General features: G+C 60.3%; 18 protein-coding genes. 13 read left to right on the top strand and 5 right to left on the bottom strand.

Going from position 1 to position 18752, the window contains the following annotated elements; translation table 11 throughout:
* Positions 1–155 precede the first annotated feature (155 nt).
* The 4 genes from JNJ66_05145 to JNJ66_05130 are packed head-to-tail and all read left to right on the top strand — an operon-like array spanning position 156 to position 6688.
* The gene (locus tag JNJ66_05145; protein MBL8159820.1) at positions 156–2786 is read left to right on the top strand and encodes a preprotein translocase subunit SecA; all 2631 of its coding nucleotides are present in this window, start codon (positions 156–158) and stop codon (positions 2784–2786) included.
* Positions 2786–4066 (top strand): insulinase family protein, encoded by a 1281-nt coding sequence (locus JNJ66_05140; protein MBL8159819.1) that lies wholly within the window; start codon positions 2786–2788, stop codon positions 4064–4066. Before JNJ66_05145 ends, JNJ66_05140 begins: the two co-directional genes overlap by 1 nt.
* 25 nt (positions 4067–4091) lie before the next feature.
* The gene (gene murD / locus JNJ66_05135; protein MBL8159818.1) at positions 4092–5396 is read left to right on the top strand and encodes a UDP-N-acetylmuramoyl-L-alanine--D-glutamate ligase; all 1305 of its coding nucleotides are present in this window, start codon (positions 4092–4094) and stop codon (positions 5394–5396) included.
* A complete protein-coding gene (locus JNJ66_05130; GenBank protein ID MBL8159817.1) occupies positions 5393–6688 on the top strand; it encodes a hypothetical protein in 1296 nt (431 codons plus the stop codon). The genes murD and JNJ66_05130 overlap by 4 nt, the downstream gene beginning before the upstream one ends.
* A gap of 71 nt (positions 6689–6759) precedes the next feature.
* On the opposite strand, the gene JNJ66_05125 is transcribed toward JNJ66_05130, so the two are convergent.
* The 5 genes from JNJ66_05125 to JNJ66_05105 all read right to left on the bottom strand — a co-directional run bounded on the left by JNJ66_05125 (position 6760) and on the right by JNJ66_05105 (position 10259).
* Complete coding sequence (locus JNJ66_05125) at positions 6760–7416, bottom strand: hypothetical protein (GenBank protein MBL8159816.1); 657 nt, start codon at positions 7414–7416, stop codon at positions 6760–6762.
* Positions 7417–7521: 105 nt separating this feature from the next.
* A complete protein-coding gene (locus JNJ66_05120; protein ID MBL8159815.1) occupies positions 7522–8193 on the bottom strand; it encodes an aspartate/glutamate racemase family protein in 672 nt (223 codons plus the stop codon).
* A gap of 88 nt (positions 8194–8281) precedes the next feature.
* Complete coding sequence (locus JNJ66_05115) at positions 8282–8866, bottom strand: hypothetical protein (GenBank protein ID MBL8159814.1); 585 nt, start codon at positions 8864–8866, stop codon at positions 8282–8284.
* A gap of 139 nt (positions 8867–9005) precedes the next feature.
* Positions 9006–9683, bottom strand: coding sequence for a hypothetical protein (locus tag JNJ66_05110; protein MBL8159813.1), 678 nt, complete (start codon positions 9681–9683; stop codon positions 9006–9008).
* A gap of 99 nt (positions 9684–9782) precedes the next feature.
* Positions 9783–10259 (bottom strand): hypothetical protein, encoded by a 477-nt coding sequence (locus JNJ66_05105; GenBank protein ID MBL8159812.1) that lies wholly within the window; start codon positions 10257–10259, stop codon positions 9783–9785.
* A gap of 209 nt (positions 10260–10468) precedes the next feature.
* Here JNJ66_05105 and prfB point away from each other — a divergent pair, with 209 nt between their 5' ends.
* From prfB to JNJ66_05060, 9 genes are all read left to right on the top strand, one after another.
* The gene (gene prfB / locus JNJ66_05100; protein MBL8159811.1) at positions 10469–11557 is read left to right on the top strand and encodes a peptide chain release factor 2; all 1089 of its coding nucleotides are present in this window, start codon (positions 10469–10471) and stop codon (positions 11555–11557) included.
* A 21-nt stretch (positions 11558–11578) separates the two neighbouring features.
* On the top strand, positions 11579–12124 hold the full coding sequence (locus JNJ66_05095) for a hypothetical protein (protein ID MBL8159810.1): 546 nt from the start codon (positions 11579–11581) through the stop codon (positions 12122–12124).
* A gap of 184 nt (positions 12125–12308) precedes the next feature.
* Entirely contained in the window at positions 12309–12848 is a 540-nt protein-coding gene (locus tag JNJ66_05090) for a hypothetical protein (protein MBL8159809.1), read from the top strand.
* Positions 12849–12960: 112 nt separating this feature from the next.
* On the top strand, positions 12961–13485 hold the full coding sequence (locus tag JNJ66_05085; GenBank protein ID MBL8159808.1) for a hypothetical protein: 525 nt from the start codon (positions 12961–12963) through the stop codon (positions 13483–13485).
* Positions 13486–13607: 122 nt separating this feature from the next.
* Complete coding sequence (locus JNJ66_05080; GenBank protein MBL8159807.1) at positions 13608–14345, top strand: hypothetical protein; 738 nt, start codon at positions 13608–13610, stop codon at positions 14343–14345.
* 61 nt (positions 14346–14406) lie between these two features.
* The gene (gene ftsE, locus JNJ66_05075; GenBank protein ID MBL8159806.1) at positions 14407–15159 is read left to right on the top strand and encodes a cell division ATP-binding protein FtsE; all 753 of its coding nucleotides are present in this window, start codon (positions 14407–14409) and stop codon (positions 15157–15159) included.
* Positions 15156–16109 carry an ABC transporter permease gene (locus tag JNJ66_05070; GenBank protein ID MBL8159805.1) on the top strand — a complete coding sequence of 318 codons (954 nt, stop codon included), beginning with the start codon at positions 15156–15158 and terminating at the stop codon, positions 16107–16109. The genes ftsE and JNJ66_05070 overlap by 4 nt, the downstream gene beginning before the upstream one ends.
* 199 nt (positions 16110–16308) lie before the next feature.
* A complete protein-coding gene (locus tag JNJ66_05065; GenBank protein MBL8159804.1) occupies positions 16309–17418 on the top strand; it encodes a CHAP domain-containing protein in 1110 nt (369 codons plus the stop codon).
* 71 nt (positions 17419–17489) lie between these two features.
* Positions 17490–18665: a CHAP domain-containing protein gene (locus JNJ66_05060; protein ID MBL8159803.1), complete on the top strand. Its 1176-nt coding sequence runs from the start codon at positions 17490–17492 to the stop codon at positions 18663–18665.
* The last annotated feature ends 87 nt before the right edge of the window (positions 18666–18752 follow it).

The raw sequence follows: 18752 nt of genomic DNA, 5'->3' as shown, positions 1-18752 counted from the left end.
GAGCACGTATAAACGTCATTTGACGCTTTTTCCTCTTTATTACCCGTGACTGTCGACCGTAAAACCGCTATACTATGCAATAGTTAATTCATAGCGTCCGAAAAATGCGGTATGCCGCATTACATATGCCTTAGTGACGAGCGAGGAGTACAAGCATGGTAGACAGAAACAAGCTATTAACGAAAGTCTTTGGGGATCCGCAGGCACGTACTGTCCGCCGTTTGAAAAAACGCGTGACCGAAGTCAATAAGTTGGCGTCGAAGTATGAGAAGCTCAGTAATGAAGAGCTGAAGCAGCAGACTGAGAAGCTCAAGTCCCAGATCAAGCACAAAGGCACCGACAAGGCCGCCCGCGAACTGGACAAGATCCTGCCTGACGCTTTTGCCCTGGTGCGTGAAGCAGCCACCCGCCAGCTGAAGATGCGCCACTTCGACGTCCAGCTGATCGGTGGTATGGTGCTGCACGAGGGCAACGTGGCCGAGATGAAGACCGGCGAGGGCAAGACGCTGGTGGCGACGCTGCCGGTCTTTTTGAATGCCCTGGAAGAGCAGGGCGTCCATGTGGTGACCGTCAACGACTACCTGGCCCAGCGTGACGCCGGCTGGATGGGGCAGGTCTACCACTTCCTGGGTCTGAGCACCGGTGTCATCATCGCCGACCACTCCTACCTGTTTGACCCTGATTACGACAACGCCGCCCACGACGACCCTCGTATGAAGAAGCTCCGCCCCTGTACCCGCAAGGAGGCCTACGCCGCCGACATCACTTACGGCACCAACAATGAATTCGGGTTTGACTACCTGCGTGACAACATGGTCGACGAGACCGACCTGCTGCGCCAGCGCGGCCTGCACTACGCCATCGTCGATGAGGTCGACTCCATCCTGATCGATGAGGCCCGCACGCCGCTTATCATTTCTGCCCCCGCCAGCGAAAGCCCGGAAGGCTACATGCTCTTTGCCCGTATCGCCAAGCGTCTGGGCGAGAACGATTACATCCTGGACGAGAAGCACCGCGCCGTCTCCCTGAGCGAAGAGGGCGTCGAGAAGGTTCAGAAGGATCTTGGCATCAAGAACCTCTATAGCCCCGAGAACGTCCGCATGGTCTACCACCTGGACCAGGCGCTCAAGGCCCAGATCCTGTTCAAGCGCGACAAGGACTACGTGGTCAGCAGTGACGGCGAAGTCATCATCGTCGATGAGTTCACCGGTCGCCTGATGCACGGCCGCCGCTACAACGAAGGTCTGCACCAGGCCATCGAAGCCAAGGAAAGCGTCACCGTCCAGCAGGAAAGCATGACGCTGGCGACCATCTCGTTCCAGAATTATTTCCGCCTCTACAAGAAGCTGGCCGGCATGACCGGTACCGGCTTTACCGAGGCCGAGGAATTCCACCAGATCTACAGCCTGGAGGTCGTCCAGATTCCCGCCAACCGCCCGGTTGCGCGCGAGGACCGTCTGGACATCATCTTCAAGACAGAGCAGGCCAAGTTCGAGGCTATTGCCGATGAGGTCAAGAAGCACCAGGAGGCCGGCCGGCCGGTGCTGATCGGCTCAGCTTCCATCCGTAAGAACGAGGAACTGAGCAAATTACTGGCCAAGCGCGGCATCGAACACGAGATTCTCAACGCCAAGAATAACGAGCGCGAAGCAGCCATCATCGCCAAGGCCGGTGAGAAGGGTGCCGTCACGCTGGCGACCAACATCGCCGGCCGTGGTACGGACATCGTGCTGGGCGAAGGCGTCAAGGAGCTGGGCGGCCTGGTGGTCATCGGTTCCGAGCGCCACGAAGCCCGCCGCATCGACAACCAGCTGCGCGGCCGCGGCGGCCGTCAGGGCGACCCCGGTGTCAGCCAGTTCTACGTCTCGACAGAAGACGACCTGATGCGCATCTTCCAGGGCGAACGCCTGCGTACCGTCATGGACCGCCTGCGCCTGCCGGATGACACGCCTATCCAGAACAAATCTATCTCCAAGATGCTCGAAGGCGCCCAGAAACGCGTCGAAGGCTACAACTACGATATGCGCAAGAACGTCGTCCAATACGACAACGTCATTAACCGCCACCGCAAGGCCGTTTACAGCATCCGCCGCCAGATTCTGGAGTCAGAAGATGTCTCCAGCCGTTTCTACGACCTGATCCGCGAGCAGGTGATCGTCCTGACCGCCGAGGGCCCCAAGCGCAACAAGAAGTTCGTTGAGGCCTTCGAGGCCGTCTTCCCGCTGGGCACCGAGGCAATCACCAAGATTTCCGAGAATCCCAAGCCGTCCGCCCGTGCCGACCTGGCCTACAAGGCCGTCGAAAAGCTCTACAAAGAACGTGAAGATCATTTTGGCAGCGACCTGACCCGCAAGATGGAGCGCGAAATCTACATGCAGGTTTTGGACACGCTCTGGATGCAGCACCTGGAGAACATGGAGCATCTGCGCAACGGTATCCACTGGCGCAGTATCGGTCAGCGCGACCCGCTGGTCGAGTACCGCCAGGAATCGCAGCGCCTGTTCGAAGGCCTGCAGGCTACCCTGCGCGAGGAAGTCCTGCGTGCCGTCTTCCACGTCACCGAGAACGACCTGGCGACCGCCCGCGACGACACCTTTGAGACCCAGCTGACCCGTGCTGCCGAGCGTGCAGTGGAGCAGGGCGTCAATGAGGTAAACGAGAGCAACCCGAACGCCGACTTCGAAGACGCCAAGCTTGCCCGTGCCAAGAAACCGACCGCCAAGGCCGTCACCCACGATAAGCGCAAGGCTGAGCGCAAAAATAAGAAGAAGGCACGCCGCAAATAATGAAACATACTGTCCACGAGCTTAAACTCGGTAACGGTACCGAGGGTCTGGTCATTGACGTGCCGGGCGCTACCGTCGCCAGCTACCAGATACATTTCCGGGCCGGCAACCGCTATGTCGCCCGGCACGACGCCTACGAGGCCGCACACGTCATGGAGCACATGGCCTTCGGCGCCAATGCCCAGTTCAGCGACACGCATGCCTACGAAGCCGACTTCACCAAGAACGGCGCCTACCACAATGCCTACACCAGCGACATCAGCATGGTGTATGTGGCCGATTGCGCCGATTTCGAATGGGAACGCATCCTCGACCTCAAGCGTGTGGCTATCTGTTCGCCGCGCTTCAACGCGGAAGAACTCGAAGCCGAGCGCGGCAACGTCCGCAACGAGCTGACCGGCTACCTCAACCAGCACGGCCGGCTGCTCTGGCCGCGCGTCCAGCAGGCGCTGGGCGAGCAGATCCTGACTTTTGACGAGCGCCTCAAGCGCCTCGATAACGTCACACTGCAAGACATCATGCGCCACTACAAAGAGACGCATACCCGCCAGAACATGCGCTTCGTCGTCGCCGGCAAGTTCGGCAGCCGCCTGGATGATGTCCGCGCTGCCCTGGAGCGCTGGGACCTGGGCGAAGGCCAGCGTATGCAGATCCCGCACGAGGAACTTAGCGGCAATAAGCCGTTCATCATCCGCCGCAAAGAAGCTTCCAACATCACCTTCGGCTGGGCAATGGTGGCACCGCGCCGCCTGGAAGACCCGCAGCTGGAGGCCATGGCCTGCGTCGACCATATCCTCACCGGCACGTTGCACTCCAAGATCCTGGGCAAGGCCCGCAAGGCCGGCTTGGCCTACGGCATGTTCTCTGACGCTTCGGCGTATCAGTACGACAGTGCCTGGGAGTTCGGCGGCCAGGTCAACATCGACACTGCCGACCGCTTGTTCGACATCATGGTCGATGAAGTCCGTGCCATCCTCGACGGCAAAATCGATGATGATGATATTGAAGCTGCCAAACAATATGCCCTCGGCAAGCACCAGATGGGCTGCCAGACCGTCGGCCACATCAACAGCTGGTACGCCGATCGCTACTTCTTTGATGGCACCATCGAAGACTTCAGCAAGCGTCCGGCCGCCATCCGCGCCATCACCAAATCGGCCATGGTTGAGACCGTCCGCGAGTTCGCCAGCGCCAACCGCTGGGTGCTGGGCGCTGTCGGCAGCGTCAAGCTTGACGATGTGAACCGGCTCAACGACAAGCTGGCCACGCTGTTCGCTTAGGGGCGGACAAGCTATACTGGGACGTATGAAAGTTGCAATTTTGGGATACGGGCTCGAGGGGGAGTCAGCGTTCAACTATTATCGTAAGCGCGGAGTGGCACCCGCTGATTTCACCGTCTTCGATGAGGCTGACGAGCCGAAGCGCCCGCTGCCGGCCGGGGTGCGATTCGTCGGTGGTACGGATAGCTTTGATCGGCTCGCCGGCTTCGGCGTGGTAGTGCGTACGCCGCAGATCAGCCCTGCCCGGATTATCACGGATGGCACCGTCACCTCCGTCACCAAACTTTTCTTTGAGCACTGCACACGCCCGATCATCGGCATCACCGGCACCAAGGGGAAGGGCACGACCGCCTCACTGACCCATGCCTTGCTGTCAGCCGCCGGCGTCAAAAGCTGGCTTGTCGGCAATATCGGCACGCCCGCCCTGGATGTGCTTGATGAGGTCAATGCGGCCGCTGACGGTGTCGTCATCTACGAGCTCAGTAGCTTCCAGCTGTGGGATATGACCGTGAGCCCGTCGGTTGCCATCGTGCTGATGATCGAGCCGGATCACCTCGAAGTCCATGGCGACATGGATGACTATGTCGCCGCCAAAGCCAACATTGCGCGGTGGCAGACGGCAGGGGATACGGTCATATTCCACCCGCATAATCCGCTCTCGCGCAGCATCGCCGAGTTGTCAAAAGGGATACGGATCCCGTACGGTCAAGCGCCTGCGGCCCACGTCAAAGACCAGGCAATATATATCAACGAACAAAAAATTTGTTCAATTTCAGAGGTGTTATTGCCAGGAAAACACAACGTAGAGAACATATGCGCCGCCCTGACTGCTGCCAGCCGCTTCGTGAACAATCCTAGTGTTTTTGCAGACACTTTAAGAAACTTTAAAGGCCTGGAACACCGTCTTGAACTGGTCGCCACCGTGAACGGCATCCTCTACTACGACGATAGTTTTTCATCCATGCCTGGCGCCACGGAAGTGGCCATCGCCGCCTTCACAGAACCAAAGCTACTGATAGTGGGCGGCTACGACCGCGGTCTCGATTTCAGTAAGTTGGCAACCGCCATAGCCGCCGACGGCAGCGTCAAGACGGCGCTGCTGATAGGTCAGACCCGACACCGACTCGCCGAAGCATTGGCGGCTGCCGGCTTCAGCAGCTACGAAATCCTGGATGACGCGACCATGCCGGCCATCGTCAGCCGCGCCGCCGCCCTGGCCCGGCCCGGTGATGTCGTCCTGCTCAGTCCCGGCTGTGCCAGCTTTGATATGTTTAAGAACTTTTACGACCGCGGCCAACAATTCAAACAATGCGTGCAGGAGATGCTATGAACGACCAGCCAACCGACAATTTCGTCTACGAATCGTACGATTTCAACCCGGCTGCCGCCACAGCGACATTCCGCTACAGCTTCAACGGTACCTTCCACTTCACTGAAGAAGTCAGCTTCACAGCCATCAAAAGCAACTATGATGCACAGGTTCTGGATGCAGCCCTAAAGTTGTACTTTTACCTGGCCGGCGTCTCATATTTCAAGTTGTATCCGACACCGAACGTCGTGTTCACTACGGCACCGCCGGATGGCAATGCCGCCACGCTCCTCAATAATGTCTACACCCACGGCCTCAGCCAGTTCCTGTATGAAAACGATGTGCCGCTCTCGCGCCTGCCGGTCTTTGCCGCCCAGGCACCGACTACCGCACCGCACCCGTACGCCGGGCAGGGGACTGTCGCCCTGCAGAGCGGCGGCAAAGATTCCTTGCTGACTGCCACGCTGCTGGAGCGTCAGGGCATCGCCTATACGCCGTGGTACATGACCTATGGCGCCACCCATCCTGGCGTATTGGATACGCTCCATTACGTGCTCCGCACCGTCAGCCGCAAGCTCGATCTGGACGCCCTGCGCGAGGCCCAGTCCGAAGGCGGCCTTAATGGCCACGTGCCAATCACGTTCATGGTCATGGCACTGGCGGTCATCGACGCCATTCTGCACGGCGAAAACACCATCCTGGTATCCAATGGGGCAGAGGGTGCTGAGCCGCACGGCCATATCGGCGATATTCCGGTCAATCATCAATGGTCAAAGACCTGGGAGGCCGAACTGTTGTTCTCGAGCTATATCACCCATGCCGTCTCGCCGGACATCAGGGTCGGTTCGCCGCTGCGCGCCCTTAGCGAGCTGCGCATCGTCGAGCTGTTCTCACAGCTTGCCTGGCCGCGTTTCGGCCATGATTTCTCCTCCTGCAACCAGGCCAATTACCGCCAGGGCGGCGACAACCGCCGGCTGTTGTGGGACGGCACCTGTCCCAAATGCGCTAATGCCTTCCTGCTGTTCGCGCCGTTCATCGAGCCGTCCGAGCTGGCCGGCGTCATCGGTGGCAACTTGTTTGCTAACCCGGCGCTGCATGATACGTTCCGCGGCCTGTTGGGCATCGACGGCGTCATGAAGCCCTTCGAATGTGTCGGCGAGACCGAAGAGCTGCGCCTGGCTTACCACATGGCTCGCCAGCGTTGGGGCGAGGCAGCCTATGCTTTGCCGTTTGAAGTGCCCGCTTCCAATTTTGATTACCGCGCCAAACAGCCGCAGCAGACCTGGACCCGCCAGTACGCGCCGCAGGCCTAAATTAAAAAGTCCGCCATAAAAGCGAAGGGCGGGGCGCGGCAGACATGGTGTCCGCCGCGCCCCGCCAGGTGTCAGGCGAGGTGCAGCCGTTGCAGCTGCCTGCTGGCCTCGGTGTCGAGCGGGATGCTTGGCGCTTGCTCCGGACCGGCAGTGGCCGGGCGCAGCCCTGCCGCGTCCTGCTGCGCGTGGCGATGCAGCGCCTCTACGATCAGCGGCAGGCAGAGCTCGAGCCGCCCAGCGGCCAGAGCAGCATCGTGAGCCGATGTAGCCACGCTCAGAATGAGGTAGCTGCGTTCACTGCCGAGGCGTCGCAGGCCGTCCAGCCGCACCCATTCGCACATGATCAGCCGTGGCACCAGCAGGTACTGTTCCGGTAAGTCGGCCACCGACTCCTTCTTGGGGGAGTCTGTCCGTATCCGCCGCGCCAACAGCAGCAGCGACAGGCTCAGGCAGAGCACTCCGATGCCCAGAAGCCAGGGCAGGAGCTGCCGGACGTCACCTTCGAAGGCCGAATTCGCCAGCTGCAGCTCGTCGTCGTACAGGTTGTAGAAGTTGATCAGCACCGAGAACAGCAGTAGCGCCTCGCCACCGATCAGCAGACAGACCAGCTCCAGCAGCCAGAGGGTGCGGCGGGCGTCCCACTGGAACGCCTTCGGCTCCTCCTGTGGCCCGCCCGATACGATGATGTCGGGAAAGGCAATGAGTACGCGTTCGTCCAAGGAATGCACGGTAACCTCTCTGTTTGGCGTGCCGGGCGGCACGCAAGGACTGACTAACAAATTATATAATAATAAACAGTAAAAGTAAATAGAGGGAGCGGTCGGCGCCAAAGTTTACCGCCGCCGCGCCGGCAACACCCCTTTGAACTCCAGCAACTCCCGCACCCGCTGCCCAATGCCCATCGCCGGATCCAGCACGGTGGCGCGCCCCCGTGCCGCCAGGCTGATGGTCTCTTTTATCCAGCCATACTGCGTCGACCCCAGCACGATGATGTCGGCACCTTTTGTAATCACCTCGCTGATCAGGTCGCTGACCCGGTAGCGGTTGGAGAGCACCGGGTCCTTCATATAGGGCCATTCCGAGCAATCCGGCTCCAGCACCGTCAGGTCGTGCGCCCAATAGCGCTTCAGGGCCTGGTAGTGTTTGCTGACCAGCGTCAGGCGGGTGGCGCAGACGGCGATGGTGCCGCTGACCGTCTGCTGCGCGGCAATCTTCATCAATGGATCCAGGCCGATGAACGAGACTTCGGGGTGCAGGGCCTGCAGCTCCTCGATGGCTGCCGCCGTCGCCGTATTGCAGGCGATGACGATGACATCGCACTCTGCTTTGAGTAGCACCTGTACGGCCTTTTCCGTCAGCTCAATAACCTCCGTGTGGCTGCGGGTGCTGATCGGCGTACTGCTGCCGTCACTGGCCACCACCACGATGGCGTCCGGAAATTCCATGCGCAGGCTCGCGGCGATTGCCGCGCCCCCGATGCCGGAATCGAAAACGCCGATCTTCATACTCTTATCGTAGCAGAAAAACGACCCGGATCCGGGACCTGAAGCAAAAGGAAAAGGGCGGGGCGCTCGCGATGAGCACCCCGCCCGTTCACAGATCCTCGATGCGGCGCAGCTTGTCGCCGATCTCGCCCTCGGCGACAGCCCGGCCCACCGGCGCTTCCAGTTCGGCCCGGGTCGTCCGCTCGCTGCGGATCTGGTCGAGCTTGGCCCCGAACAGCCGCTCCAGCTGCAGCCGGCACTCGTGCCGCTGCTGGTCGTCGACTGCATGGCCGTAGGCTGCCGCGGCTGCCTCCAGGATGGAGAACTCCCGGTCGGCGTCCACGTGCGTGTCGCCGCGCAGTCGCTCCCAGTCCTGCAGAATGACGCCCGGTACCATCAGGCGCCGGCCGTGTTCACCGCCACCCCGGCTGAGCATGTCCCGCAGGGTGTGGGTCGTCGAGACCAGGATGAAAAGCCCCGAGAGGGCGTACATCGCCCACATCGCGAAGCTGCCACTCTCCATCTGCAAGCCGATGAAGCCGAAGATGAACCCAAAGACCAGCGTGGCGTTTGACGTGGTGTCGTCGATCTTGCCGCGCTGCCGCGGCGCCACCCGGTCACTCCGGTGCGTAAAGGGCACCAGTCCGGTGCCGGCCTCATCCGGCCGGTCGTCCTGCTCCTCGCTCATGCTCACTCCTGAGACGTCGTGATCCAGTCGAACCTGTCGCTATAAAATACAATCTTTCACGTGAAAAGTAAACGACAGGTGCCCTGTACGTGATTATTAAAAAGGAAGGGGCGGGGCGCTCGCGATGAGCACCCCGCCCGGGTGGTCAGCTGTTCTCCAGCTGGGTCAGAAGGTCGGCCAGGCGCACGTCCTGGCGACTGGCCTCCACCGCTTCATCACCTTCCTGAACGAGGCCCTTCGCCTCGCTGGCTGCCGCGATCTTGCGCTGCAGCGTCTCGAGGATCACGGGAAGGTACTCGTCCAGCTTGCCGGCAGCCGTGGCCTCGTTGAAGAGCGCCGTAGCGTCCGCCAGGATGATGGTCGCCCGGGCCTCGTCGAAGGCCAGGTGACCCTGCAGCCGCCGCCATTCACTGAGAATGGCCTTGGGCACCTGTAGGTTGTGCTTGGTGGTGGCCTGTGCCTTCTTCTCCGGCGTCTGCAGCATCAGCGCTGCCGACAGGCCGACGCATGCTGCCAGGAACGGCCACTTGTACAGCGGCGCGAAGAAGTTGAAGAACTCCCAGGCCTGGAAGCTCTTGCCGTCTGCCAGCGCAGTGCCGATGAACACGATCTCGATGACGAGCAGCAGCGCCAGAATGCCGCTACCGCCGAAGCCGAGGGCGGCGAAGGCGCCGGCCACCGCATCACGCGGATGGGTGGACTGCCGCTTCTTTGCGGTCGGCTCCGTCGTGGCCTCGGCCGGGGTCGTCTTGGCGGTGTCGCTCATGGTGAGCCTCCGGATGTCGGGGAACTGCAGTGCTCTGACTGTTGTATTATAGCACATTTTATATAAAAAGTAAATAGCTACCTGCCACTGACAGGTGCGCAGAAAGTGGAAAGGGCGGGGCGTCAGTGCGACGCCCCGCCCGTGGCGGGTAGAGGCTCAGGCCTCCTCCAGCTCTGCCAGCTTCGCCGCCAGTGCAGTCCGGCGCTCGGCCAGCTCGCCGGCGAAGGCTGCGGCGTCGAACGACCCGGCGTCCTCCTGGATGTGGTCCAGGCGCTGCGCCAGGATGCCCAGCACCGCCGTCTGCACCTCCGCCCGTTCACTGTCGGTGCCGTCGGTCCGCCACAGCTCGGATGCCTTGGCCAGGAGCGTGAACTCCCGGAGCGGGTCGACCTCGGTCTCGCCGCGCAGGCCCTCCCAGCCGCAGAACAGCTCGCGGGGCACCTGGATGGTGCGGGGCAGCTGCTGCTGGGGCCGGGGCTGGGTGGCGATAATCAGCCCCGTGCCCAGGCCGGCGGCCAGACCCCAGCCGCTGAAAGCCATGATCAAGCTGGTGCGATCGTCGCCGTACAGCAGTGCGATGACGGCGATGAAGCTCAGTACCAGGCAGACAGCGGCCAGGAGGCCCACGCTCACATACCGCAGGAACGACATCGACGACGGCGCGGTGGTCCCGCTCGTCGGCAGCGTGCGGTCCTCGGGGTGGGTGAGCAGGACGACGTGCTCGTGGTGTCGCATGGTTCCTCGTTCCTCAGGGGTGTGTGGACTATACTTTTATATAACAAAAAAATAAAAAAGTCAAATAATCATGAACGTGCCCGCCGCTTCGTATATACTAAACGGCAATGCACAACCTCACCGACCGTACCACCGCCCTCATCGATGGCCTTGCCAAAGACATGGCCAGCCTTGACGTGCCGGCATTAACTGCTCAGGCAGAAGCGCTCGAAGCCGAACTCGCCAAGCCCGAAGCCTGGAACGACCCCGACACCGCCACCCGCCGCTCGCAGGACCTGGCCAAGCTCCGCGCCCGCATTACGCCGTGGCAGGAGCTGGCGGAGCACGCGGCCGGCCTGCGTGATCTGCTTGGGCTGAATGACGCCTCTCTGGCTGACGACATCACAGCCGAGCTAGTCCAGGCCGAAACCCGCTACGCCGGCCTCCGCCGCGACCTGCTGTTCAGCGGCCCCTACGATGACCACGACGCCATCCTCAGCCTGCACGCCGGCGCCGGTGGCGTCGACGCCATGGACTGGACCGGCATGCTGCTGCGCATGTACGTGCGCTGGGCCGAGGATAAAGACTTTAAGACCGAAGTCATCGAGCAGTCCAACGGGGAAGAAGCCGGCATCAAAAGCGTCACGCTGGCCATCCGCGGCGCCTTTGCCTACGGCCGTCTGCGCAGCGAACATGGCGTCCACCGCCTGGTGCGCCTCAGTCCGTTCAACTCCGATAATCTGCGCCAGACCAGCTTTGCCCTGGTGGAGGTGCTGCCGGCCATCGATTCGCCCGAGGAAGTCGCCATCGACGATAAGGACCTGCGCATCGATGTCTTCCGCGCCGGCGGCCACGGCGGCCAGAGCGTCAACACCACGGATTCCGCCGTGCGTATCACCCATATGCCGACCGGCATCGTCGTCGCCATCCAGAACGAGCGCAGCCAGTTGCAGAACAAGGCCACGGCCATGGGTATCCTGCGCGCCCGGCTAGCGGCTGCACAGATGGAGCAGCACGCCGAGACGCTGGAACAGCTGCGCGGGCCGAGCAAATCGGCAGAGTGGGGGAGCCAGATCAGAAATTACGTGCTTCACCCCTACACTTTGGTCAAAGATGCCCGCACCAAGTACGAGGAGCATGATGCTGCCGGGGTGCTTGATGGCCGATTGGATGGGTTTATCGATGCGTATCTTGAGGCGCAGGCGGGTGAGCAGTAGTTTTACACTCAAGACACTACATTGATTTTTTATCACGCTTATGCTATAATTAAAAATAGGCATCCCGCTCCTTCTACCAAAGGAACTTCTATGAGCACCTCCAGCAACGTTGTCATCAACCACACCCAGTTCACCAAGGTCCGTGGCATGTTCGCCGACCTGGTCGCCAAGCAGGACGTCGCCGGCATCATGCGGCTCGCCAAGGCTCGCCTGGAGCGTGAGCGGCACCCCGTGGCAATCGCCGCGGTGCACGTCTACGCCGCCATCGCCGCCGGCCGAATGCTGGGCCGTTCGCCCCTCGCCATGCAGCACCTGCTGCAGGCCAAGGAGCTGATCGACGGACTGGAGTACGCGTCCGTGCCCATGCGGCTCCGGGTCGTGCTGGCAGTTAACCTCTGCAAGTACGCCACCTGCTCGGACAGTGAAGCCCTCATCCAGATCGAGAAGCTCGAGCGCGACTACGACCAGCTGGTCGGAAACGCGTTCGACGCCACCGAGAAGGAGGAGCTTCGCGCCCAGGTCACCCGGACCGTCGCGTCGTTGAGGATGGCCGCTGCTGCGGCCTGAATCTCGCGGGATGTCCAAGCCCCGTCACCCCGTCCTTCAAGGATGGTGGTGGCGGGGTGTTCCGCTTTTGGGGCAGGATGTGAGTGGTGAAACTTATTATCTTTTTATTTTTTCGACAGGTTGTATTACAGTGGTAGCGCTGATCCGCACCGGGTGGATCGCTTTTGGAGTTCCAGGAGGAACCATGAACATGTGGTCGTTGCACTCGGCCTCCAATAGCTGCAGTACGATCGTGCTTGGCCGCGCCAGGCCGGAGGCGCTGTTCCGTTTCAGGGCGCCCAGTCCGCCCGCAGAGGGGACGAACCTGCTAACGGCCCTTACCCGCGCCAGCGTGCCCAAGCGCCACCTGATATGGCTCAGTAAAAATCTGCAGGGCTACTGCCGGTGGCGTGCCGACCCCGGTGCGCTGAAGGTGCGGGTGCACCATCGGGTAACTGGTGTCGTGTACCTCGGCTATCGGCCGGAATCACTCCGAAGCGTCATGTGGACGCCGCCCGATGGGTGTGGCAAGGCGGCAATCCACTACGTGCGCGTCGCGATGGGCAGGGAATGGCTGCTGCTCACGTATGATCCCCAGGATCCTTGCCTGGGCTACGGCACCACCTTCTTCTCCATGCTGCGCATGTCAGGGAGTGCCGAGAGTGATGCCTTCAGGGCTTGCGCCGAGGAAGCGCGGCGCACCGGCAGGGCGTCGCCGCACCAGGTGGTCGCTGACGCCCCGTGAAAGATCCCGCCAATGCCGCCGACATCGCGGCATTGGCGGGAATTTAAATTTATGATATAGTATGTCGTTATGGTTCGGAGAGACCGGACTGGTCTGAAGCAACGGAGGCATCATGGCCACGGCGCCATACCGCTTGCAGGTCACCCGTAACGGTGACCTTGTCACCATCATCACCACCATCCACCCCAGCGAGCTGCTGCTGCGGCTCTCGAACCCGCCCAAGCGCGGCACGAACCGGGTGGAAGCCTGCGAGAAGGCCCGCACCAGCGTCAAGCGCCTGGTCTGGTTCGCCGACCACACGCGGGGTGCCCGCAGCTGGAAGGTGGATAACGGCGCGCTGCACGTCGTCGTCAGTGAACCGGCCTTCAAGAACGGGCTGTTCCACGGCTTCCTGCCGGCAACAGTGCAGGAGGCACGCTGGGAGCCGGCTCCTGGCGGTGGGGCCGGGGTCATCACCTACGCCCGGCAGTCGCCGACGGACGGACGGTTGACGCTGATCTACGATCGGCGCAACCCCTGCACCGGCTACGGGCTGGCGTACTTCACGCTGCTCGGCATGGTCAACTGCGATGAACACCTGCAGATGATCAGTGCCGCCCGCAAAGCCCGTGAAGCGGGCGCTGGGCGGAAGGCCTGACAGACGCCGTTCCGGTGGGGAAGGGAGCGCCCAGTGCGCGGCCCACCCCGCCGGAACTGGCGTCTTTTTGCATGTCTGATGACATATACGCTACAATTAAGCATAAGCAAAAAAGGAGCGGCATGGCAATTGACAGGCGTGGCGGATTCACGGCGATCGACGGGCTGCTGGTGGCGATCGTCATTGCCGTCATCGGCTTTATCGGCTGGCGGGTCTATGACGGCATCAATCTGGCACGGAGCCAGGCCGATGATGCTGCGACTATCAAGCCGGCCCGGCAGTTGCCGCCCAGGAAACTCGCTGCTTTCAAAGAGGCGCATGGCTGGTATAGCCTGGAGTATCCGCAGGATTGGCGGTTGCGCACCGATGACCGGCAGGAGCAGGTGGGTGGCAAACCGGTGTCGAACATCTCCATCACGAGCAGTGACGGCAACGTGCTGCGCATCACCCTGGCCCCAGAAGGCCCGCCGCCGGAAGCCTGCACGCCCGACGCCGATGACCGCCCGCACACCGCCGGCAACAACTGCGTCTCCATGACGTATTCTGTCGTCGAGAAGCTCGACACTTCCGTGCGCAAGAAAATCGGGAGCACGGGTGCGTACATCGTCATGGCAAAACTGAGTGGCTACGGCAAGACCGAGACCGGCTACACTGTCGGTCTGCTGCAATCCAAGACGGAGCCGCCGGTAGATACGCCCGTCATGGGCGATGACCCCGATTTCAGTGTCAGCCTCCGCGTGCCGGGGCAGGAGAGTCCGTATCAGTTGTCGGCACGCGCCGAAAGCCACGACCCGGCCTTCCTTAACTCCGACGACGCCGCGTATATCAAAGCAGTCCTTCAGTCCTTGCGCCTAGAATAGTCCAAAATACTTACGTTTTAAGCATTACATAGCAGCATAACTAGTGGTACAATAAGCGATAATGATTCTTCTCGACAGGGTTACCAAAGTATACGGTAAGGAAGCGAACCCGGCGCTTAACCGCGTCAGTCTTCATATTGGGCCGAAAGAGTTCGTCATTCTGGTAGGTACCAGCGGTGCTGGCAAGTCGACGCTGCTGAAGCTGCTGACCAGGGAAGAGAAGCCGACCAGTGGCAAGATCGTCGTCGGCGGTATCGATTACGACACACTCAAGGACAAGCACATCCCGTTGCTGCGCCGCAAAATCGGCACCGTCTTCCAGGACTTCAAATTGCTGCCTAACCGCACCGTATACGAAAATGTCGCTTTCGCCATGGAAATCGTCGGCATGAGCAACCGCGAGATTGCCAGTACCGTGCCCCGCGTCATTGAACTGGTGGGACTGGAAGGCAAGGCCAAGAAGTTCCCGCACCAGCTGTCCGGCGGTGAGAAGCAGCGCGTGGCCATTGCCCGTGCCGTTGCCCGTCAGCCGAAGATTCTGATCGCTGACGAGCCGACCGGCAACCTCGATCCCAAGCACAGCTGGGATATTGTCCGCCTGCTGGAGAAGATTAACCGCTACGGCACCACCGTCCTGCTGACCACCCACAACCAGGAGATCGTCAACAAGCTGCAACGCCGCGTCATTACCATCGACCATGGCAAGCTGGTCGGCGACCAGGCGGTCGGTACCTATCAGCAGGGTGTCGCTCCGACCGATGAGGCCGCGTCTGCACCGCAGGCACCGCCAGCAGGAGGACAGCCACGCGTATGAACCGTCAGATGATCACCCTGCGCCGCGTCATGCAGTACGGTTTTTACAACTTCATGCGCAACACCTGGTTGACGACGGCGGCTACTATCGTCATGACTATCACCCTGCTGGTCATCGTCAGTTCCATCATGCTGCGGATGATTTTTGAAGACACCATCGGCGATATCCGCAAGCGCATCGACGTCTCTATCTACCTCAAGGATGACATCACCGATGCGGAACGCCAAAAGCTCGAGACCGCCTTGCGCAAACTGCCGATCGTGACTGATGTCGAGTACGTCAGCAAAGACCAGGCGCTCGATAATTTCCGTGAGGGCAACCGCGAGAACGTTGAGCAGCTCAACGCCATCAAGGAGTTGCAGGAGCTACAGAACAATCCCTTGCCAGCATCGCTGCGTGTCAAGAACAACGACCCAAGCCGTCTCAAGGAAATCAGTGACCTGGCCACTAGCAACCAGTTCAAAAGCCTGATTGCGCCAGACATCCCGCCATCCAATGCCGGCGAACGCCGTGCCGCCATCGACAACATCGCCCAATGGTCAGTCACGTTTCAGAATCTCAGCCTGATAGCATCCATCATCTTCATCGTCATCTCGGTGCTGATCATCTTCAACACCATCCGCATGGCCATCTACAACCGCAAGGATGAGATCGAGATGATGAGGCTGATCGGCGCCAACCCCAGCTTCATTCGCGGTCCGTTCATCGTCGAAGCCACCTTGTATGGCACGCTGGCCGCCCTGATCTGTTCAGCCCTGCTGTACGCCTTCATCCTGGCGCAGCCCAAGATACTTGGCGATTACGCCCAGAAGGGCATCCTGATCGAGCAGACCTTCGCCATCTTCCAGCACTGGCCGTTCGTGGTGATCCCAGCGTTGATCGCCGTCGGTGTCGCCATCGGCTTCTTCTCCTCAACGCTGGCAATCCAACGGTACCTCAAAGATAAATAATCCGCCAAGATTTCATTAAACAAATTTCATCCCACAGGGGTAGGCGGTGTAAGAATTTCCACAGTGTATTTGACCAATTCTTGCTTTGGGCGCATAATGAGACTCGCTTACAAATAATAAAAAAGCAGAACATATAAAAATTAGACCAGATACGCTACTAATATCATTACTAGCACTAGTTCAAAAGGGCATCCGATACTTGAAACGTCGCAATAATCCGTCACAGCATGTACAAAAGTTTGGCCTGGCTGCCATGGCCATGCTTATTGCTTGTGCGCCGTTGCCGGTGAATGCCATTGATTTCCAGGCCGAAATCAACCAGCTGCAAGGCGAGATCAACCAGCTGGACGGGCCGCTGCAGGAGACCATTGCCCGCGCCAGCAGCCTCCAGGAAGCCATCGACCGCCTGAATGCCCAGATCGCCGACCTGCAGGGGCGCATCGTCGCCAACCAGCAGAAGCGTGATGAGCTGAACCGCAATATCGAGCAGGCCCAGGCCGACATTATCAAGCGCACCGAAATTCTGGGCCAGAACCTCAAGTCGATGTACGTCGACAGCGACGTCACCGACCTCGAGAAGGTCGCTTCCAGCAAGAGCATTTCCGAATTCATCGATAAAGAAGAATACCGCAATAAGATGCGTGACCGCGTCCAGCAGGCCATGAAGCAAATCCGCGAACTGAAGGCCCAGCTTGAAGAGCAGAAAAAGAAGGTCGAGCAACTTATCAAGGACGACGAGACGCTGCGCGGCCAGATTGCCAACCAGCAGGCCGCTCAGGCCCAGCTGCTCAGCCAAACCCGTGGCCAGGAGGCTGAGTATCAGAAGCAGATTGCCGATAAGCGTGAACAGATCACCGGTCTGCAGGCTGCCCAGGTGGCCGCCAACCGCGCCCTGAGCGGAGGCGCCAATGTCGTAGCTGGCGACCCAGGTAAAGGCGGCTATCCGTCCTATCTGGCGGCTGCACCCAAAGATGCTTTAGTTGACCCGTGGGGCATGTACAACCGCGAATGCGTCAGCTATACCGCCTGGAAGGTCCATCAGAAGACCGGCCGCATGCCCTACTGGGGTGGACGGGGTAATGCTAACGAATGGCCGTCCAGCGCCCGCGCCGATGGCATCCCGACTGGCTCTACGCCTCGCGCTGGCTCCGTCGCTATTTCTATGGCCGGTTACTATGGCCACGCCATGTGGGTAGAGCGGGTGTTGCCGAATGGTATGATCCACGTCAGCCAGTTCAACTATGACTGGCAGGGTCATTACTCCGAAATGGTCATCAGCAGCAGTGGCCTGACGTACATTTACTTCTAGCCCTTCCGCGAGACATTGTAAAAACATTAGCTTTATGATATAATCTATACTAATAAGCTTTAAAAACAAAAATGCCTCCCCAGGACACAAACACCAGCAAGACAGATCGGTCAGCCCGCCAGGGCAGGGTGGCTCATATCCTTGCCAGCCGCGATGCCCATGGCCGTTCCCGCCTGGTCAAATTCCTCCTCATCGCCCTGATGGCACTGACGCCGATCGCCCCGGTACTGGCGCTTGATTACAACACGCAGGTAGAATCCGTGGAAAGCGAGATAAAAAGCTACGAGCAGGCCCAGGTCCGCCTTGGCGAGTACGCCAACTCACTGCAGACAGCCCTCATCGATAGCAATGCCCAGCTTGCCGCCGTCCAGTCACAGATCGCCCTTAATGAGGCTCAGTTCGACGCTCTGACCAGCGAGCTCGAGTTCCGCGAGGCCGATGTGGCCGCCAAGAGCCGCCAGGTGGGCAGTGTGCTGCGCGCCAACTATGTCGACGGGGATGTGACACCGTTGGAGCTCCTGGCCTCCAGTCAGAACCTGAGCGCTTATGTTGACCGCTTTGAGTACCGCGACCGGCTACGCAGCCAGCTGCAGCGCGACCTGACCCGTCTGACCCGCGCCCAGAAGCAGGTAGAGGCCCAACGGGACGAGGTGGCCCGGTTGCTGCGTGACGGCAAGGCCATGCGCACCACGCTTGAGGTCAAGCGCAAGGAGCAGGAGGACCTGCTCATCCAGACCCGCGGCCAGCAGGAGATGTACACCCAGCTTATCGCCGAGCGCAACCGCAATATCGCCGAGATGCGCGCCCAACAGCTCAGCGCCAACCAAGCCACTTTTAGTGGCGGCAAACTGATCGAGGGTGATCCGGCCAAGGGTGGTTATCCGGCGCATTGGGCCGATGCTCCGCAGGACAGTCTGGTGGACGATTGGGGCATGTATAACCGCGAATGCGTCAGTTATACCGCTTGGAAGGTCCATCAATCAGGCAAGCGCATGCCGTACTGGGGCGGGCGGGGAAATGCCAACCAGTGGCCGACCAGTGCCCGTGATGACGGTATCTCTACAGGCACTGAGCCGCGGAAGGGAGTGGTGGCGATCGCGATGATTGGGCCGTATGGGCATGCTATGTATGTTGAAGAAGTGCTGGATGGGGGTAAAATCCGTATTTCGGAGTTCAATTACTTCGTCAATGGCACCTACACTGAACGCATCATTTCGCCCGGCAATCTTACGTTCATCTATTTTTAGTCGGTGCGCCGGGGGTTGTTTTAGTCTTTTTGTAAAAAGCCTCCTCATGGTCAGCGGGGGAGGTACGCTTCGCTAGCAAATCCGTGC

The organism is Candidatus Saccharibacteria bacterium (assembly GCA_016789455.1).
GTDB lineage: Bacteria > Patescibacteriota > Saccharimonadia > Saccharimonadales > Saccharimonadaceae > CAIJKY01.
Note: the sequence above shows the minus strand (reverse complement) of the source record. Positions and strands in the feature narration are given on the sequence as shown.

Bases quoted from the DNA above. Each gene is read 5' to 3' on its own strand.
- JNJ66_05145 (MBL8159820.1), top strand. From the start codon at position 156: ATGGTAGACAGAAACAAGCTATTAACGAAAGTCTTTGGGGATCCGCAG.
- JNJ66_05140 (MBL8159819.1), top strand. From the start codon at position 2,786: ATGAAACATACTGTCCACGAGCTTAAACTCGGTAACGGTACCGAGGGT.
- murD (MBL8159818.1), top strand. From the start codon at position 4,092: ATGAAAGTTGCAATTTTGGGATACGGGCTCGAGGGGGAGTCAGCGTTC.
- JNJ66_05130 (MBL8159817.1), top strand. From the start codon at position 5,393: ATGAACGACCAGCCAACCGACAATTTCGTCTACGAATCGTACGATTTC.
- JNJ66_05120 (MBL8159815.1), bottom strand. From the start codon at position 8,193: ATGAAGATCGGCGTTTTCGATTCCGGCATCGGGGGCGCGGCAATCGCC.
- JNJ66_05110 (MBL8159813.1), bottom strand. From the start codon at position 9,683: ATGTGCTATAATACAACAGTCAGAGCACTGCAGTTCCCCGACATCCGG.
- prfB (MBL8159811.1), top strand. From the start codon at position 10,469: ATGCACAACCTCACCGACCGTACCACCGCCCTCATCGATGGCCTTGCC.
- JNJ66_05090 (MBL8159809.1), top strand. From the start codon at position 12,309: ATGAACATGTGGTCGTTGCACTCGGCCTCCAATAGCTGCAGTACGATC.
- JNJ66_05085 (MBL8159808.1), top strand. From the start codon at position 12,961: ATGGCCACGGCGCCATACCGCTTGCAGGTCACCCGTAACGGTGACCTT.
- JNJ66_05080 (MBL8159807.1), top strand. From the start codon at position 13,608: ATGGCAATTGACAGGCGTGGCGGATTCACGGCGATCGACGGGCTGCTG.
- ftsE (MBL8159806.1), top strand. From the start codon at position 14,407: ATGATTCTTCTCGACAGGGTTACCAAAGTATACGGTAAGGAAGCGAAC.
- JNJ66_05070 (MBL8159805.1), top strand. From the start codon at position 15,156: ATGAACCGTCAGATGATCACCCTGCGCCGCGTCATGCAGTACGGTTTT.
- JNJ66_05060 (MBL8159803.1), top strand. From the start codon at position 17,490: ATGCCTCCCCAGGACACAAACACCAGCAAGACAGATCGGTCAGCCCGC.